At 61.8% G+C, this 15,721-nt stretch carries 16 protein-coding genes and 1 tRNA gene; 8 read left to right on the top strand and 9 right to left on the bottom strand.

Going from position 1 to position 15,721, the window contains the following annotated elements:
- The first annotated feature begins 68 nt into the window (after positions 1 to 68).
- Entirely contained in the window at positions 69 to 722 is a 654-nt protein-coding gene (locus ACK8OR_RS13300; protein ID WP_410189924.1) for a hypothetical protein, read from the top strand.
- A gap of 125 nt (positions 723 to 847) precedes the next feature.
- Here the strand turns inward: ACK8OR_RS13300 and ACK8OR_RS13295 are convergent, their stop codons facing one another.
- Entirely contained in the window at positions 848 to 2,086 is a 1,239-nt protein-coding gene (locus ACK8OR_RS13295; protein ID WP_410189923.1) for an acyl-CoA dehydrogenase family protein, read from the bottom strand.
- A gap of 69 nt (positions 2,087 to 2,155) precedes the next feature.
- On the opposite strand from ACK8OR_RS13295, the gene ACK8OR_RS13290 reads away from it, so the two are divergent.
- Entirely contained in the window at positions 2,156 to 3,133 is a 978-nt protein-coding gene (locus ACK8OR_RS13290) for a phosphotransferase family protein (protein WP_410189922.1), read from the top strand.
- On the opposite strand, the gene ACK8OR_RS13285 is transcribed toward ACK8OR_RS13290, so the two are convergent.
- Positions 3,130 to 4,125 carry an ester cyclase gene (locus ACK8OR_RS13285; protein WP_410189921.1) on the bottom strand — a complete coding sequence of 332 codons (996 nt, stop codon included), beginning with the start codon at positions 4,123 to 4,125 and terminating at the stop codon, positions 3,130 to 3,132. The genes ACK8OR_RS13290 and ACK8OR_RS13285 overlap by 4 nt on opposite strands.
- An 88-nt stretch (positions 4,126 to 4,213) precedes the next feature.
- Here ACK8OR_RS13285 and ACK8OR_RS13280 point away from each other — a divergent pair, with 88 nt between their 5' ends.
- The 3 genes from ACK8OR_RS13280 to ACK8OR_RS13270 are packed head-to-tail and all read left to right on the top strand — an operon-like array spanning position 4,214 to position 7,241.
- Entirely contained in the window at positions 4,214 to 5,263 is a 1,050-nt protein-coding gene (locus ACK8OR_RS13280; RefSeq protein WP_410189920.1) for an ABC transporter ATP-binding protein, read from the top strand.
- Positions 5,250 to 6,704 (top strand): GMC family oxidoreductase, encoded by a 1,455-nt coding sequence (locus tag ACK8OR_RS13275; RefSeq protein ID WP_410189919.1) that lies wholly within the window; start codon positions 5,250 to 5,252, stop codon positions 6,702 to 6,704. The genes ACK8OR_RS13280 and ACK8OR_RS13275 overlap by 14 nt, the downstream gene beginning before the upstream one ends.
- Positions 6,705 to 6,707: 3 nt before the next feature.
- Positions 6,708 to 7,241, top strand: a complete 534-nt coding sequence (locus tag ACK8OR_RS13270; RefSeq protein ID WP_410189918.1) for an ester cyclase — start codon at positions 6,708 to 6,710, stop codon at positions 7,239 to 7,241.
- 4 nt (positions 7,242 to 7,245) lie between these two features.
- Here ACK8OR_RS13270 and ACK8OR_RS13265 read toward each other — a convergent pair whose 3' ends face one another.
- Together ACK8OR_RS13265 and ACK8OR_RS13260 are read right to left on the bottom strand one after the other, a co-directional pair.
- Positions 7,246 to 7,638, bottom strand: coding sequence for a response regulator (locus ACK8OR_RS13265; RefSeq protein ID WP_410189917.1), 393 nt, complete (start codon positions 7,636 to 7,638; stop codon positions 7,246 to 7,248).
- 98 nt (positions 7,639 to 7,736) lie between these two features.
- Positions 7,737 to 7,952, bottom strand: a complete 216-nt coding sequence (locus ACK8OR_RS13260; protein WP_410189916.1) for a hypothetical protein — start codon at positions 7,950 to 7,952, stop codon at positions 7,737 to 7,739.
- A gap of 78 nt (positions 7,953 to 8,030) precedes the next feature.
- Between ACK8OR_RS13260 and ACK8OR_RS13255 the strand changes: the two genes are divergently transcribed.
- On the top strand, positions 8,031 to 8,306 hold the full coding sequence (locus tag ACK8OR_RS13255; protein ID WP_298430668.1) for a DUF2312 domain-containing protein: 276 nt from the start codon (positions 8,031 to 8,033) through the stop codon (positions 8,304 to 8,306).
- A gap of 50 nt (positions 8,307 to 8,356) precedes the next feature.
- On the opposite strand, the gene ACK8OR_RS13250 is transcribed toward ACK8OR_RS13255, so the two are convergent.
- Positions 8,357 to 9,235 carry a hypothetical protein gene (locus ACK8OR_RS13250; RefSeq protein ID WP_410189915.1) on the bottom strand — a complete coding sequence of 293 codons (879 nt, stop codon included), beginning with the start codon at positions 9,233 to 9,235 and terminating at the stop codon, positions 8,357 to 8,359.
- Between the two features lie 86 nt (positions 9,236 to 9,321).
- On the opposite strand from ACK8OR_RS13250, the gene ACK8OR_RS13245 reads away from it, so the two are divergent.
- Entirely contained in the window at positions 9,322 to 10,980 is a 1,659-nt protein-coding gene (locus ACK8OR_RS13245) for an ABC transporter permease (RefSeq protein ID WP_410189914.1), read from the top strand.
- A gap of 8 nt (positions 10,981 to 10,988) precedes the next feature.
- A tRNA-Thr gene (locus ACK8OR_RS13240) sits at positions 10,989 to 11,064 on the top strand.
- 261 nt (positions 11,065 to 11,325) lie between these two features.
- Here ACK8OR_RS13240 and ACK8OR_RS13235 read toward each other — a convergent pair.
- Genes ACK8OR_RS13235 through ACK8OR_RS13220 form a run of 4 tightly spaced genes read right to left on the bottom strand, consistent with a single transcriptional unit; the run spans position 11,326 to position 15,036 of the window.
- On the bottom strand, positions 11,326 to 12,132 hold the full coding sequence (locus ACK8OR_RS13235; RefSeq protein WP_410189913.1) for a hypothetical protein: 807 nt from the start codon (positions 12,130 to 12,132) through the stop codon (positions 11,326 to 11,328).
- Positions 12,133 to 12,162: 30 nt separating this feature from the next.
- Positions 12,163 to 13,056 (bottom strand): thymidylate synthase, encoded by an 894-nt coding sequence (locus ACK8OR_RS13230; RefSeq protein ID WP_410189912.1) that lies wholly within the window; start codon positions 13,054 to 13,056, stop codon positions 12,163 to 12,165.
- Complete coding sequence (locus tag ACK8OR_RS13225; RefSeq protein WP_410189911.1) at positions 13,053 to 14,306, bottom strand: hypothetical protein; 1,254 nt, start codon at positions 14,304 to 14,306, stop codon at positions 13,053 to 13,055. Before ACK8OR_RS13225 ends, ACK8OR_RS13230 begins: the two co-directional genes overlap by 4 nt.
- Positions 14,293 to 15,036, bottom strand: a complete 744-nt coding sequence (locus tag ACK8OR_RS13220) for a GP88 family protein (RefSeq protein ID WP_410189910.1) — start codon at positions 15,034 to 15,036, stop codon at positions 14,293 to 14,295. The genes ACK8OR_RS13225 and ACK8OR_RS13220 overlap by 14 nt, the downstream gene beginning before the upstream one ends.
- Positions 15,037 to 15,721: the final 685 nt, after the last annotated feature.

The following is a 15,721-nucleotide window of genomic DNA, read 5'->3' as shown; positions in this document are numbered from 1 at the left end:
CTGACGTTCCCAACGACGCGGACAACGGCTGCTTTTCATAGAACTCCCGATGCTGTATTGCTTTAAGTATGGCAAAACGCGACGAATTTAGAGCGCCAATAATAAGAACAATTGCGCAACGTGCAGGTTACCGTTGTTCAAATCAGACCTGTTTGCGCCCGACCATCGGTCCGGACGGGGCCGATGAAAGCGCCAGCATTGGTGTTGCCGCGCACATTACTGCCGCTGCTAAGGGCGGGCCGAGGTATGATCCTACTTTGACTGCCGAGGAACGAGCCGCTGCCGAAAATGGCATTTGGCTCTGTCAGACCTGTAGCAGGCTGGTAGATGTGGATGTCACCAGTAATTCCGTTGATCAGCTAAGAGAATGGAAAACCTTAGCAGAGATGCGCGCGTTTCTAGGCATTCGCGGATTTGCAATTGTAGTATCTCGGAGCTTTCAGAAGCTTGAGGACAAGATGCCAGGCCTTTTCGCGGAAATGCGAGACGATATAGCCAAGGCGCCATTCACTCGTGAATTCATTATCGTTTCCAAGAAATTGTTCTATTATGGCGACTCAGAGAACCCAATTTTCCATTATTATTTCGAAGACCACGATAACTTGAAGCCGATGCTGAAGGTGATGCAAAATTACGACGCGATTATTGAGACGACCTACAACAATACCGACCGATTTGAGTTTACTGAAGACTTCGCCGAATATCTCCTGTTACCCACGTAGCTATATTTCTAGAAGTTCATATTCGAGGCGGGTTGCCTGCGCGCTGTATTGTGTTTCCTAAGCGCGGACTTTAGCTACACCGCAGAAAGTGGTTAAAGTGGGCTCAAAGCGGACCTCCGCCCCTCCTATCTCAACCCCCGCGCCTTCATCTCCGCCCGGTACACCGTCCGCAGATGCACCGCGTCCGGGCCGTCGACCAGCCGGAGCGTGCGGATATGGCCGTAGAGCCGGGCGAGCTCGGTGTCTTGGCTGACGCCGGCGGCGCCGTGGAGCTGGATCGCCATGTCGCAGACGTCCTGGGCCACGCGGGGGACCAGCACCTTGGCCGCGCTGATGGCGGGGGCGGCGCGCTTCATGTCGCCGGTGTCGCGATGGGCGGCGTCCATCTCGGCGGCTGCGCGCAGCGTGGTCAGGCGCGCGGTGTCGATCATCATGCGGGCCTCGGCGATGCGCTCGGCATTGCCGCCCAACTCCAAGAGGTCGCGGCCGAAGGCCACGCGGGACGCGCCGCGCGCGACGGCGAGGGCCAGCGCCTTCTCGGCCATCCCGATCGCGCGCATGCAGTGGTGGATGCGTCCCGGCCCGAGGCGGCCCTGCGCGATCTCGAACCCGCGACCCGGCCCGAGCAGCATCGCATCGGCGGGCACGCGAACGTCGGTGTAGCGGACATGCATGTGGCCATGCGGCGCCTCGTCGTCGCCGAAGACCTGCATGCCGCGCAGGATCTCGACGCCGGGGGTGGCGGTGGGCACGACGAGCATGGAATGGGAGCCGTGGCGGGGGCCGTCGGGGTCGGAGCGGGCGAGTACGATATGCACCGCGCAGCGCGGATCGCCCGCGCCGGTCGCCCACCATTTCTCGCCGTTCAGCACCCATTCGTCCCCGTCGCGGTCGCAGCGCATCTCGATGTTTGTGGCATCGGATGAGGCGACCTGCGGCTCGGTCATGAGGTAGGCCGAGCGGATCTCGCCCGCCATCAGCGGTGCTAGCCAGCGATCGCGCATCTCGTCCGAGCCGTAGCGGGCGAAGACCTCCATGTTGCCGGTGTCGGGCGCGTTGCAGTTGAAGATTTCGGGGGCCAGCCAGGACCGCCCCATCTCCTCGGCGATCCAGGCGTAGTCGACGGTGCCGATGCCCGGCCCGCCGTCGAGATGGGTCTGCCACAGGTTCCAGAGGCCCCGCGCGCGCGCCTCGGCCTTCAGCCCCTCGAGGATCTCCGTCTGGCGCGGCGCATGGTGCCAGCGGTCGCCGTCCGCGCCGGTGGCGGCGTGGTATTCGGCGTCCATCGGCGCGATCTCGTCCCGCACCATCGCGGCCACCGCGTCGCGCAGCTCGCGCCCGCGCGCGCTCAGTCCAAGGTCCATGGATCATCCTCCCGTCGGGGCACAGTTGCCAAGCCGCGCGCGGCGCGCAACCCTCGGCGGATGGATGGTTTGCCCGACACGCTTGCGCCCTGGCTTTCGGCCCGCCTGCCGGGGCGGCCCCGGATCACAAGCGCGCGGCGCTTCGGCACCGGCCAGTCGAACCCGACATGGGCGCTGGAGACCGAGGCCGGGCCGTTGGTGCTGCGCGCCAAGCCGCCGGGGCGGCTGCTGCCGAAGGCGCATATGATCGAGCGGGAGTACCGCGTGATGGCCGCGCTGGCCGCCTCCGAGGTGCCGGTGCCTGCGATGCACCTGCTGGTCGAGGAGGAGAACCCGCTGGGCCGCGCCTTCTTCGTGATGGCGCATCTGGACGGGCGCATCTTCTGGGATCCGGCGCTGCCGGACGCGCCGGATCGGGGCGCGATCTACGCCGCGATGGGGGACGTGCTGGCCGCGCTGGGGCGGGTCGATCCAGCAGCCGTGGGTCTCGAGACCTATGGGCGCGCCGAGGGGTTCTTCGCGCGGCAGGTCGCGATCTGGACGAAGGCCTATGCCGCATCTGTCGAGGTGCCCGACCCGGAGATGCAGGCGCTGGGCGACTGGTTGACCGCCAGGGCGGTCGCCGACGCGCCGCCCACGCTGGTCCACGGGGATTTCCGGCTGGACAACATGATCTTCCACCCGACCGAGCCGCGGGTGATCGGCCTGCTCGACTGGGAGCTGTCGACGCTCGGCCACCCGACCGCCGACCCGGCCTATCAGGTGATGCAGTGGCAGTTGCCCCATGACGGCCCGCTCCGGGGGCTCGGCGGCGTCGATCGCGCGGCCCTCGGGCTGCCGACGGATGCGGAGCACCTCGCGCGGGTCAGCGACAGCACGCCCGATGACTGGGAGGCGTGGCTGCCCCTTTCGGCCTACCGGCTGGCGTCGATCCTCGCGGGCGTGGGCGCGCGGGCGGCGGCGGGCAATGCGTCGAACCCCGAACAGGGGCGGCGATACGGGGCGATGGTGCCCGATCTGGTGCGGCTGGGTCTCGGCTGGACCTAGAGGTTCGTGCGCGGCGCGCCGGCGCGGTGGGCCATCCGCCCCATCACGTCCACGCCCATCTGCCCCATCAGCCCGATCGTGTCGTTGGGCAGCCAGTTTTCGGCGATCAGGCCGTCCGCATCGAAGCGGTAGAAGTCCATTACCCTGAAGCGCAGCGTCCGGCCGGTCGGCGCGATGCCCATATAGTCCGCACCCGTATGCACGACCTCCACATCGCCGCCGGTGACCGCGAAGGGCCCGTCCGAGACGCGGATGAAATGCCCGGCCCCCTGGGCCTGCGGGAAGGCGCGTCGATAGGGGATCTGGTGATGCGCCCGGAACCCGGAGACGCCGCGACATGCGCCGATATTGCCGCCCGCCCAGTACATGAAGTCGGGATGCCAGTGGTGCATCGGGATCGACGTGATATCGCCGCCGCGAAACCCGTTCAGCCCCGCATGCATGTCGAGGACGCGGTCGAGGCTTCCGACCTCCTCGGCCGGGGTCAGGCGGACACCTTCGCCGCCGCGGGGCGCGGGCCAGTGGAACGGCGCGCCGAGCGGGGGCGACATCGGCCAGACCCCCGCCTGCATCATCAGTTGGGCGATGTCCCAGACGAGCCACGACGCGCGGACGCGACCGTCCTCGATGGCATGGGCCTCGCCGTAATTGAGGGAGACGACGCCGCCCGTGGGCGGGATGCCCGCAAAGGGTTCGCGGAACGTGCCGACATAGCTGCCGCAACAGGCCACGATGCGCTCGGGACGTGGCTCGGTCCAACTGTCATCTTCGTGATTGGCACCGGCAAGGAAGATGTCATCGCGCCGTTCGAGATCGGGGAGCGCGCGGCGAAGCTGCGCGAAGAGATCGACGACCCCCGCCGCGTCCAGTTGACTGAAGGGCGCCCCCGCTTCGGCCTGCGCGTCCGACGCGACCGCCGTGTCGTCGCCTCGGGTCAATCTCTCGAGCGTCGCGAGGGCGGCGTGTCGGTCGGCGGCGGGATAGGGGATCATCGAGGCCTCTTTGCATACGATTGCAAAATGCTTGCCGCAGGGGTGTTCGCCTGTCTAGGGTGATCGTCAGACAAGTCCGGGGGACGTCATGGCCGAGATCAAACTCAAGCAGGTCACGAAGCGCTGGGGCGACTTCGTGGGGGTTCACGAATTCGACCTCGATATCCGGGATCGGGAGTTCCTGGTCCTGCTGGGGCCCTCGGGCTGCGGCAAGACGACGACGATGCGGATGATCGCCGGGCTGGAGGATCCGACCTCGGGCGATATCGTCATCGACGGCGCGCGGGTGAACGACCTCGACCCCAAGGACCGGGATGTCGCGATGGTGTTCCAGTCCTACGGGCTCTACCCGAACATGGACGTCTACGAGAACATCCGATTCCCGCTGAAGGTCCGCAAGATCCCCGAGGCCGAGCATGACGAGCGGGTGCGCCGCGCCTCGGCCATGGTCGAGCTGGACGACTTCCTGCATCGCAAGCCCGCCGCCCTGTCGGGTGGCCAGCGGCAGCGCGTGGCGCTGGCCCGCGCCATCGTGCGGACGCCGAAGGTCTTCCTGATGGACGAGCCCCTGTCGAACCTCGACGCCAAGCTGCGCGTCTCGACGCGGGCACAGATCAAGAATCTCAGCCACGAGCTTCAGGTCACGACAATCTACGTCACCCACGACCAGATCGAGGCGATGACGCTGGCCGACCGCGTGGTCGTTATGAAGGCCGGGATCGTCCAGCAGGTCGGCACCCCGACCGATATCTACGACAACCCCGCCAATACCTTTGTCGCGGGCTTTATCGGCAGCCCCGCGATGAACCTGATGGAGGGCGACGTGATCGACGGCGTGTTCCAGGCGCCGGGCATCGAGATCCCCGGCTTTCCGGGCATCAAGGGGCCGGTGACCTGCGGCTTCCGCGCCGAAGACGCCTCGGTGGCCGAGACCGGGGGCGAGCTGTCGGCGCCCGTCTACTCGATGGAGCTTCTGGGCGACTCGACGATGGTGACCGTGCGTGCGGGCGGCGGCTTGGTTGCGGTGAAGGCCCCGAAGGAGTTCCGCACCACCATCAAGGCGCCCTTCGCCGCCCATGTGCCTGCCTCGATCTGCCATCTCTTCGATTCCAAGACCGGCGAGCGTGTCCACGGTTGAATTCGACGTCCTCGTCCTGGGCGGCGGGGCCGCGGGCGCCACGCTCGCGGGCGAGCTTTCGCGCCTGTCGCCGGGGCTTTCCATCGCCATCGTCGAAGCGGGTCCGAGCGACCGCCACCCCTTCGTGCGGATGCCGTTCGGTCTCGTGGCGCTGATGGGGTCGCGCCGGGACTGGGCGTTTCGCTCGGCGCCGCAGGCTTCGCTCGGCGGGCGCCGCGTGGCGATCCCGCGGGGCCGGATGCTGGGCGGCTCGGCCTCGATCAACTCGATGGTCTGGTTCCGGGGCCGTGCGGATGACTACGGCCATTGGGGGCCGGGTTGGTCGTGGAGCGATGTCGCACCTGCCTTCGATGCAGTCGAGGCCGCGATGCGCCCCGCTCCCATCGCCGATCCCCACCCGCTGAGTGCCGCGCTGGCGCAGGTGCATCCCGGCCCGCCGACGCCCGAGCGTGTCTCGGCGGGGCCGTTCACCTGCAATCTCGAGCGGGGACGGCGGCGTTCGCCGGTCGATGCCTTCCTCACGGGCGCGCGCGTCACCGTGCTGACCGGCCGCGCGGTCGAGCGCCTCACGGTCGTGGACGGCCGCGCGACGGGCGCGGTGCTGGCGGACGGGACGCGCATCGCGGCGCGTGCGGGCGTGGTCCTTTCAGCCGGGGCGATCGGCTCGCCTACGCTACTGCTACGGTCCGGGATCGGGCCGGGCGGCGCGGTCGCCGACCTGCCGGGCGTCGGCGCGAACCTGCACGACCACCCCGCCATCGCCGTCCACCACGAGGGGCGGGGGTCCGGGCGCGGCCTGACGCTGGCGCAGCTGCCCGGCTGGGCCGCGGCACCGCTGCGCTGGGCGTTGCGCGGGACGGGGCCGCTCGCGTCGAATACCGTCGAGGCGGGGGCCTTCCTGTCGACCGCCGGCGGGGCGGACCCGGACGTGCAGGTGCACTTCATCCCCGCCCGCCTCGGCCATGGGGGCCGGGCCATCGGCTGGGGGGCCGGCTACTACGCCGATGTCTGCGTGATGCAGCCGCGGTCACGCGGGCGTTTGACGCTGGACGCGTCGGGGCAGCCCGTCATCGACCTCGGGCTTCTGTCGGACGATCGGGACCGGGCGACACTGCGGGCGGGCCTGCGCAGGCTTCGCGCCCTGCTGACCGCCGCCCCCTTCGGTCGGCGGGCTGCGCCGGAGGTGTTCCCGGCCACCGGCGACGACGACGCGGCCCTCGATGCCCATATCGACTCCCGCGCAGGCACGGCCTATCACCCCGTTGGCACCTGCGCGATCGGCGCGGTGACGGATGCGGCGCTGGCGGTGCGGGGTGTGGACGGCCTTTGGGTCGCGGATGCGTCGGTCATGCCGCGCATCACCTCCGCCAACACGAACGCCCCCTCGATCATGATCGGATACCGCGCGGCCCGGATGGTCGCCCACGCCCTGAAAGGATGAGAGATGACCGGAGCCCGCCCCGAACAGGCGATCCTGACCCGCGACACGGACCTGTCGAAGACCGAGGCCACCCGCGCCGTGATCGAGGGCATGGTCGACGGCCTCAACGACCACCGCATCGCCGATATCGGCGAATTCTTCTCGGAGACGTTCCGCTGGATGGGCAACTGGGGGTGCGGCACGAAGACCGGGCTGCGGGAATTCCAGGCCAACTGGCAGGCGCCGTTCCAGGCGGCCTTCGGCGACAAGGTCTGCATCGACGAGGCGCGGCTCTACATGGGCGAATGGGCCGCGGCGTTCGGGCGGCAGGAAGCGACCCATCGCGGAACGTTCATGGGCGTGGAACCCACCGGCAAACGGGTCGAGATCCGGTACATGGATTTCTGGAAGGTGGTGGACGGCAAGATCGTCGACAACTGGGTGATGGTCGATTTTCCGCACGTCCTGGCGCAGCTCGGGGTGGATGTGTTCGACGGCGCGGGATGGGAGGCGTTCGACCGGGGCGAGGCGGTACCGCCCGCGCCGCTATCGGGCTGACGGCCTAGCCCGCCGCGCTGGCCCGCCGGACGGGCGTCAGCCGCGCCAGCGCCATCGGAAGCGCGCCCTCGGCCGAGGGCTTCGACAGGGTGATCGAACCGGGATAGGCGTGGCCCATCGCGCGCGGATCGGCATGGCCGGAATGGAACACGATGGGGATGCCACGCTCGGCCAGACGGTCGGCGGCGGGAAAGATGTCGCCATCGGCCAGCCGCACGTCGAGCACCGCGGCATCGACGACCTGATCGGCGCAGGCGCGGGCCTCGGAGACGGTGCTGGCCGCGAGCACCGTCGCGCCCGCATCCTCGAGCTGCATCTGCAGGTCCATCTGGATCAGGAACTCGTCCTCGACGAGCAGGATGGTCCGCCCCTGGAGCGGTCGTTCGGTCGGTGTCATCGTTCGGTCCGTTGCGGTGTCTGACGTCGCAGGTGAAGTCTGGCCGAAGCACGCCCGCCTTGTCAAATGACATCACCGGGCGGGCGGGTCGGCCTCCGTCACGTCAGGAAGACGCCCAGGACCACCATCATCAGGCCGATGGTCGAGATCGCGAGCGCGCCGAGGTTGAGCGCCACGAGCTTGCGCAGCCGCGCCTCCATCGCTGCGCCTTCGAGCCCCTCGCGGCGGGCGCGCAGGGCCACGGCGATGCACCATCCGAGCCCCACGAGCCCGGTGACCGCCAGCGCCGCTCCGATCCAGACCAAGGCCGCCATGCCGCATCCTCCCGCGTTGCATCATTCCGTCCCGGGCGCTACCGAAGGCATCCGAGCAGGACAAGAGGAGCAGACCCCATGGCCGACCTTAAAGTCGTCGACGACGGACCCACCGACACCTACCGCGTCACCGCCGACGAGCTGCGCCAGTTCATCGAGCGGATCGAGCGTCTGGAGCAGGAAAAGAAGGACATCGCCGAGCAGTCCAAGGAGGTCTATGCCGAGGCTAAGGGGCGCGGCTACGACACCAAGGTGATGCGCAAGGTCATCGCGCTGCGGAAGCGCGAGCCCGACGATATCGCCGAGGAAGAAGCCGTGCTCGATATGTACAAGGAAGCGCTCGGAATGACCTGAGCAGGGCTTGGCGCGCGGCCCGTGCACCGGGTATACGCCGCCCGCGCGGCCTAGGGCTGGATGAAGGCGATGTCGTCTCGGGCCCGGATGCGCTCGAGGTCGGCCTCGTAGAGTGCCGAGAGACCCGCGATCATCTCCTCGGACCAGCCGGGCAGGGCGATCTCCTGGTCGATCTTCGCCTCGTCGGCATATTTGCCCAGGAACGCCGTCATGACCTTGCGATGGGTCGAAAGATCGGGTGCGGGATTGTCGCGAAGATAGGTTTCGAGGCGGTGAAATCCGGTCGCCGTCATCACGTCGCGCAGGATCGCGTCCTCTCCGTCGAGCGGGGTCTCGACTTCGGCGGTCTCGCGCAGGATCTCGGGCCAGAGAAGCGGCAGGTCCTCGTTGCACCAAACCGTCAGCGGCACCTCGGGACAGGCGTCGCGAATGGCCGCGAGCGGGGTGGACCACGTCATGCGCGACAGGTCCTGACCCGCGATGAAGGCCTCGAACGTCTCGACGCTCGACGCCTCGAACAGCGCGGGCACGAAGGTCGCGGGATTGCGGATGGCGATGAAGAACGCGACCGAATGCCCCGGAAAGAGATCGCGCAGCGTCTCGGCCCGTCGACCCGCGTCGGCATAGAGCGTCGTGCCCGCCAGCACCGTGGCATAGGTCCCGAGAAAGCCCTCGTAGCTCAGCACCATACGGCGGGTCCCGTCGGGGTCCGCGACCCCGTTCAGCAATTCGTCGACCAAGGTCTGGCCGCCTCCGGGCATGAGGCTGCCGCCGCGCGCCTGCATCGCCTTGCGGATCGCGGGGCGCACCCGCCCGGCCGAGGGCACCACGACCCCCTCCGCGGCCAGAGCATCGGCATTCCGGGCCAGCGTCTTCAGAAGGAGGTCGTCATCGGTGCAATGCGCACCGAGATGTATGGCGATGTCCAAGGGGCCGACGTCCTTCCGCTGCGATCGGCGGGACGATAGCCGTGCCCCGCTGGACAGGCAAACGGCAATGGCCTAGGCCCGATCCCATGTCCGACGGAAACGCTCAGGTTCCACCGCTCCGCTGGTATCGGCCCGACCCGTGGTCGGTCGGCGCACTGCTCGTGGCCGCGCTGGTGATGGTGCCGATCCTCGCGGTCGTCTGGCTGGCCTTCAATCCGACGGACAACATCTGGCCGCACCTCATGTCGACCGTGTTGCCGCGCTATCTGGGCAATACGCTGGTCCTGATGACGGGCGTCGGCATCCTCGCGGCGGTGATCGGGACGGGGACCGCGTGGCTCGTCGCGATGCACGAGTTTCCGGGCCGCGGCTGGCTGTCCTGGGCGCTCCTGATGCCGCTCGCAATCCCGGCCTATGTCGGGGCCTATGCGCTGGTCGATTTCCTCGATTACGCAGGGCCCGTCCAGACCGCGCTTCGGGGCGCGATGGGCTGGACCAGTGCCGCCGACTACGCCTTTCCCGATATCCGCTCGATGCCGGCGGCGATCTTGGTCATCGGGCTGTCGCTCTATCCCTACGTGTACCTCTTGGCCCGCGCCGCCTTCTCCGAGCAATCGGGCGCGGGGTTCGAGGTTGCCCGTGCACTGGGGGCGGGCCCTTGGGCGCGGTTCCTGCGCGTCGGCCTGCCGCTCGCCCGGCCCGCCGTCGCCGCGGGCACCGCCGTCGCCATGATGGAGGCGGTCAACGACTTCGGCACGGTCGATTTCTTCGGGGTCCAGACGCTGACGACGGGGATCTTCTCGGTCTGGCTTTCGGGCGGGAACGCGGGCGGCGCGGCCCAGATCGCCTGCGTGATCCTCGTGCTGATCGCGGGGCTCGTCGCGATCGAACGCGCCTCCCGCCGCCGCCGACGCTTCTGGCAGGCCGCCCGTGCACAGCGCCCCGTGACGCGGACCGCCATGGCGCGCAAGGCGGGTTGGGTCGCGACGTTGGCCTGCCTTCTGCCCTTCACCGCAGGCTTCGCATTCCCCGCGGGCGTCATGGCGTGGCACGCGCTCACCCGGACCGAGAACTGGCTGGCCCCCGGTCTGGCCGAGGCCGTCGCGAACACCGTCCTCGTCGCGGGCTCGGCCGCCCTTCTGACCGTGGGGCTGGCCCTCTTCATGGTCTACGGCGTGCGGATGGCGGGGCGCACCGTGCCCCGTCTCCTGATGCCGATCACGGGGGTCGGATACGCCGCCCCCGGCGCGGTGCTGGGCCTCGGGGTGCTGATCCCGCTCGCCGCGCTCGACAACCGCGTGGCCGACGCGATCCTCGCCGTGACCGGCCACGATCCGGGGTTGATCCTGACCGGAGGCATCGGCGCGCTGGTCTTCGCCTACACGGTTCGTTTCTTCGCGATCGGGCAGGGGGCGGCGGATGCCGCACTAGGCCGCATCCCGCCCTCGCTCCCGCTGGCGGCCCGGTCGCTCGGGCGCGGACCGGGCGGCACGCTCCGCGCGGTCCACCTCCCGCTGATGCGCGGCTCGGTGGCGATGGCGCTGCTCCTCGTCTTCGTCGATGCGGTAAAGGAGCTGCCCGCCACGCTTCTGCTGCGGCCCTTCGGGTTCGACACGCTGGCCACACGGGTCCACGACCAGGCGTCGCTGGAGCGCCTCGAAGCCGCGGCCCCGGCAGCCTTGGTCATCACCCTCGTCGGCTTGGTCGCGGTCCTCTTGCTGGCCCGCGCCAACGCCGCTAGATGAGCGTCAGTGCCCCTATAGCTCAGCTGGTAGAGCAACTGATTTGTAATCAGTAGGTCCGCGGTTCGAGTCCGTGTGGGGGCACCACTAAATTCTGAGGCTTAGCATACAATAGGGCCGCTCTTAGGCTCGTTTTAGGCTCACAAGAGACTATTAACTTACGGGATCGAGGTAGGCAGCACTCCTCATGTCCGTGGTTCCGTTCTGCCCCGGGCAGTATTGAACCAAAGACTTATACTAGAATAAGTAGGTACAGGCTCGAGATAGGTTCACAATTGAGTAAAGTACCTGATGGTCATTTCGTTGAAAAAGAGTTGTCTTGCTCACTATGAACGATAACCATCGTGGTCACCTGTCTTTAGTGAGGCTGACGTCGATACTTGGAAACTTTAGCCTGCTCCAGAGCCAAAGCGGCGTGTGAATATCTATCGGCGCAAATGAGGTGTTTTTTAAGATATCGTCCCAAGCCAAAACGCACCTTTCCTGAGCGTTACTAGCCGCAGCGTCATCAATGCTAAGCAGACCAAGACGTACTGAAGCGTTTATAACGTGCGTATCAGGTGCGACGGTCAAGGCTTCCTTGTTAGAAATTGGGAGAGACGTGTATTGCCAAAGAACATACAGCCAGTAGTTGCAGATCTTGTTCCCTGCAAGATAGGGGAAAAACTTACGATTCTCTTGGATAAACGAACGAACTAAATCAATGTCGTAGCTGTTCTGCTTGAGAATGTTTCGCACATCTCCATCACCAAACTGGACAATCCCACCACAAAGACGATACCAATTTCCTACATGTTTATTGGGTTGCAGTGCAATCCGATGTCGAACTAGTACTTCCCTAAGCTGATCTTCTCCCGATGAGCAAACCACCATAGGGTCAAATACCCATCTATCCGCTTCAGTGTCATATGCTGAAGTGCATGCCTCCCATAGTTTATAGGAATTTCTCTGGTAATTCAAACACATGCCTAGTGTCAAATAGTGCAAGAGCAAAGGGCTATCAGCTGGCAAGTCAGGGTGTACATCTTCGGGCATATGCTCGCCGCCGAGAGCACCAGATTTCCACATCCTGTGCAAAGCAAGCACGTCTCGAACGATTTCACCCGTCGGTCGGTTTGTAAATTTTACTAGTTGGAACTCTTTTTGATCACTCATATTTCTAGAGTACTCGTTTTCTGGGGTAAATCAAATGGAGGAGCAAAACTTCCGAAGGGGTTCCAGGAAGCGCTCCCAGTACTCATCCAAAGCAGTCGAACCCTTCGAGTCATACTCTGACAGAAGTCTAATTCGTTGCTCTTCAGCGATCAAGGCTTTGATTGTGTCATCATCTGCATGCTGCATATGAGGATCTATCGGCTTGGCTTCGCATCCTGATGACAGAAAATCCTCGGCGTGTGAGAACTCATCACTGTAAATATGGAATGAATTTGAAGTATAAATGATCTCACCCAGTTCAAGCTCTAGTCGAACAGCCAAACACTCCTGGATTAACGTAAACAGATGAAAATCATATGGAAGGACCATTAAAGCGGACTGTGATCTCATATTGCAAATACATATGAGCCTGTTGTCGCGGATCATGAAGTGAAGATATGCCGCGCATGGTGTATCCAATTTATCTACCTGTGTATCTTCAGGTATGTAGATCATTGCCAGGCCTCTTCTTGATGCAGGATCCTTTCGGAGACGCTCCTCAACTAGTCTGAACTGCTGAAAGGGATAGAAAAGTCTAGCGCCAAACGCTGCTTCATAGAAAGCAGATTTCTTCGCGAAGACACGACCACGCGGGTTGTAAAAGCTCACCCCTTCGACATCGCTTCCACCTGTCAGGGTCCACACAAAATTCGCCCGACAGAAGGTATCGCTAACTTCTCGCACAGGTGAACATACAGATCTACTTCGAGGCTGCCTAACCGTAAATTGGTGACCGACTATTTCTTTTGTTTCTCTAAACTTTTCTCCGAACTGTGATCCGACAGAAGTGTTATCAATAACTGGCTCACAGCGAAGCCCCATTTTCATTACTTCTGCAACGACAGAACTATATGCATCCGAAAAGGTTTCAAAGACGTTGGTCATTTTGACGCCCTCCAAGCATACAAAATAGGTGTGTCAGGACCTACTTTCTCTAGTACAATTTCGATGTCAGGCGGAACGGTCTTCATAGCTAGCTCCGATAATTTGAGTGGAACCACATCAATATTATTGAACCCGGCAATTGATAAAAGCTCCTCAATCCCAGTTTTTTCAAAACAGTATGAAGTTACGTAAGCTTTGCCATCTGGTGTTGGAAAAACTGTCTCAGTACTAGAAAAGCCCCTTTCAGGGCGCAACGCTGCCGACCACTCTAGAGCCGGTACAGTTCCTGCAAAGCAACCTCCAGGTTTCAACAACCTAAATGAATGCATCAAGTTTGGAGGCGATAGACAAGGATCAATTAGAGAGCCCAAAATTCCATCAAATGTGTTATCACTCTCTTTAAGCATCTGAAGTGGACAAACTGAAATTAATGCCGCATCTGAGTTAAGCGCTACCATTGAGTCGGAAATCTCAACTGCTTGATAAGCTATATCATTCCAATTAAAGTTTTGTCGGAGCCATCCTCGACCAGGGCCAACTTCTAAGACAGTTCCTGAAATAGACTCCAATACGCTCTTCCAGAAGTTACTACTAATTTGATGAAACGCATGAGTTGTCACTCGCTGCTCGTCTGTAAAGTAGGGCGCAACCTTGTTGTAGCCCTCCAGGTTCTTTTGGTCATCATTCCAAAGTTCGTCCCAAACCTGACCACCGTGAATCTGAGTAAACTTCTCCAAAAGTCCGACCCAAGCTCGTACGTAATTGGCTAGGTCTGAAGTTTCCGATAGTGATGGATCAAAACTAATCGAAACATAAGGAACAGTCTCAAGGGTTTTAGTACTCGACCTACCTTCGCGATGTTGGAAGGCCCCACGTAACTGAACTACTAGAGGGGTGCAATCATATCTCAACTCTAATTTATTGATGTTCTCAAGCGATATTTCTTTGACTGGAATAATCCCCATATCAAGCAAGTCCATAATGGACTGACGGTCCATAGCATAAAGGTTTTGCGAAAACTCATCATAGTAGTCAAACTTTCTTCCAAAGAGCGCCAAAAAGTCATCTGTGCTTAAAAACGCATACTCTTCATCATCTTCAGCGTTGCGCCGTGCGCGAGTAGTGTACGAAATAGGTCTTTGATAGTCATTTGAGCGAGCTATTTCTCTTGTCAACGTAGACTTTCCGGAACCCGAAGATCCTTGAATTACCAAAAATGGACGATGATCTATCAATTTAGTGTAAGGCAAAAAATACGTCTCCGGATTTTTCTAACAAGCAATAACGACAGCTAGCGCAATTTATCTCTCTTGATAGATCATACTGCTCCGGACAGTCTAGAAGGGCTCGCTTGCGCCCAATAGGTGCTGCATCCACGACAGATACTCTCCAGTCATCTGGAGGAGCGGGCATAGTCTCATCCCAAGACGCGAAGAGTTGCATGTTGTTTCGTGATCTGAGAACTTCCAGATCACTCTTCAAGTCACATTCCGTCCAAGAGCGTGTATAGGCCCAAAAGGATGTTCTAGGACACCTATTTACGATGTCACACCAAAGCTGAATATAAGCGTTTGAAAAAAAATCACCTGATGAATGTATTCGCAGAGCTGTGGGGTCTTCATAGCCCCTAAGCTGACTGACGATGGCCTCCTTAACGACCTCTGGTTCATTCGTCGCGCCCCACCAATTTTGTCGCCAAGTTTTCAAATCATAGGTATCTGGGCGATCATCCCCGTTATAGCAGTTTTCAATGCACCAATTTGATCGACCCGGACATGTAGCCGCCGGTGGAATATTCCAGGCGAACACAGCAGAATAGTATTCACTGTTAAAGCCAATTTTCTTGTTACCGAGTTCCAGCTGATACTTGGATTCTTTTGGCTTTAGCGGCTGAATTTCCGCAAGCTCTTCAAGCCTCGATTTTCGTTTCCGAATCGTTTCAGACGAGGGGTCAATTCTGGACCTAGATCGATTGGACATTGGAATATCCTGACTGAACTATGGAAAGGGTTCCACATCACTAGCTGCGATGCAACATTTTTGTGAAACAGCTACGTTGTGTGCACGCCGGGTCCGCAAGTCCAATGCAGTTCGATAAACGACACGAGACCGCCAGAAGTCAGAGCAGACATCTTAAAGCCTCCGACGGTAGGTAAAACGTTAAGCCCGCGACATAGACCGAGTGGGTCGGCTAGGAGTCACACTGTCGTACAGTTTGATAATCTGTCGAAATGTGACTCGGGTAAGCCCGGCAAGTGCGCCACTTTTCGAACTCCCATACGAAACACATTATCACCCGGCGCGATAAAGTTCGATCGCTGGCGAGGGTTGGATCACCGACGGGTGCGCAAATCGAACTCAAGGTTCGGGATCATTGTCAGTAAGAGGCTCCTTATTCATAGTTTAGTATGGTCCGAAAGGTATATAACTCCTTTTGGTTCCAACATTGTTACTATTACCGACGTTCCTGACTGGTTCGGCGAATGACTTGCTCTGCGGCACTACACAAATCACTCACTGGCTAGCAGCCACGACTTTAATCACGACGATTTGTCAGGGCTGGAGTTGAGGCGTTCCAGTAAGTCAGACAAGGGCTGAATCAGCGACATATCATCCTGAAGGATGCCCTGACTGGTTCGGCGACTGTCTCGCTCTGGGGCACCAC

It is taken from the genome of Jannaschia halovivens, from assembly GCF_046452375.1.
Taxonomy (GTDB): domain Bacteria; phylum Pseudomonadota; class Alphaproteobacteria; order Rhodobacterales; family Rhodobacteraceae; genus Jannaschia; species Jannaschia halovivens.
The sequence above is the reverse complement of the archived record's forward strand: the minus strand, read 5'-3'. Positions and strand labels throughout refer to the sequence as shown.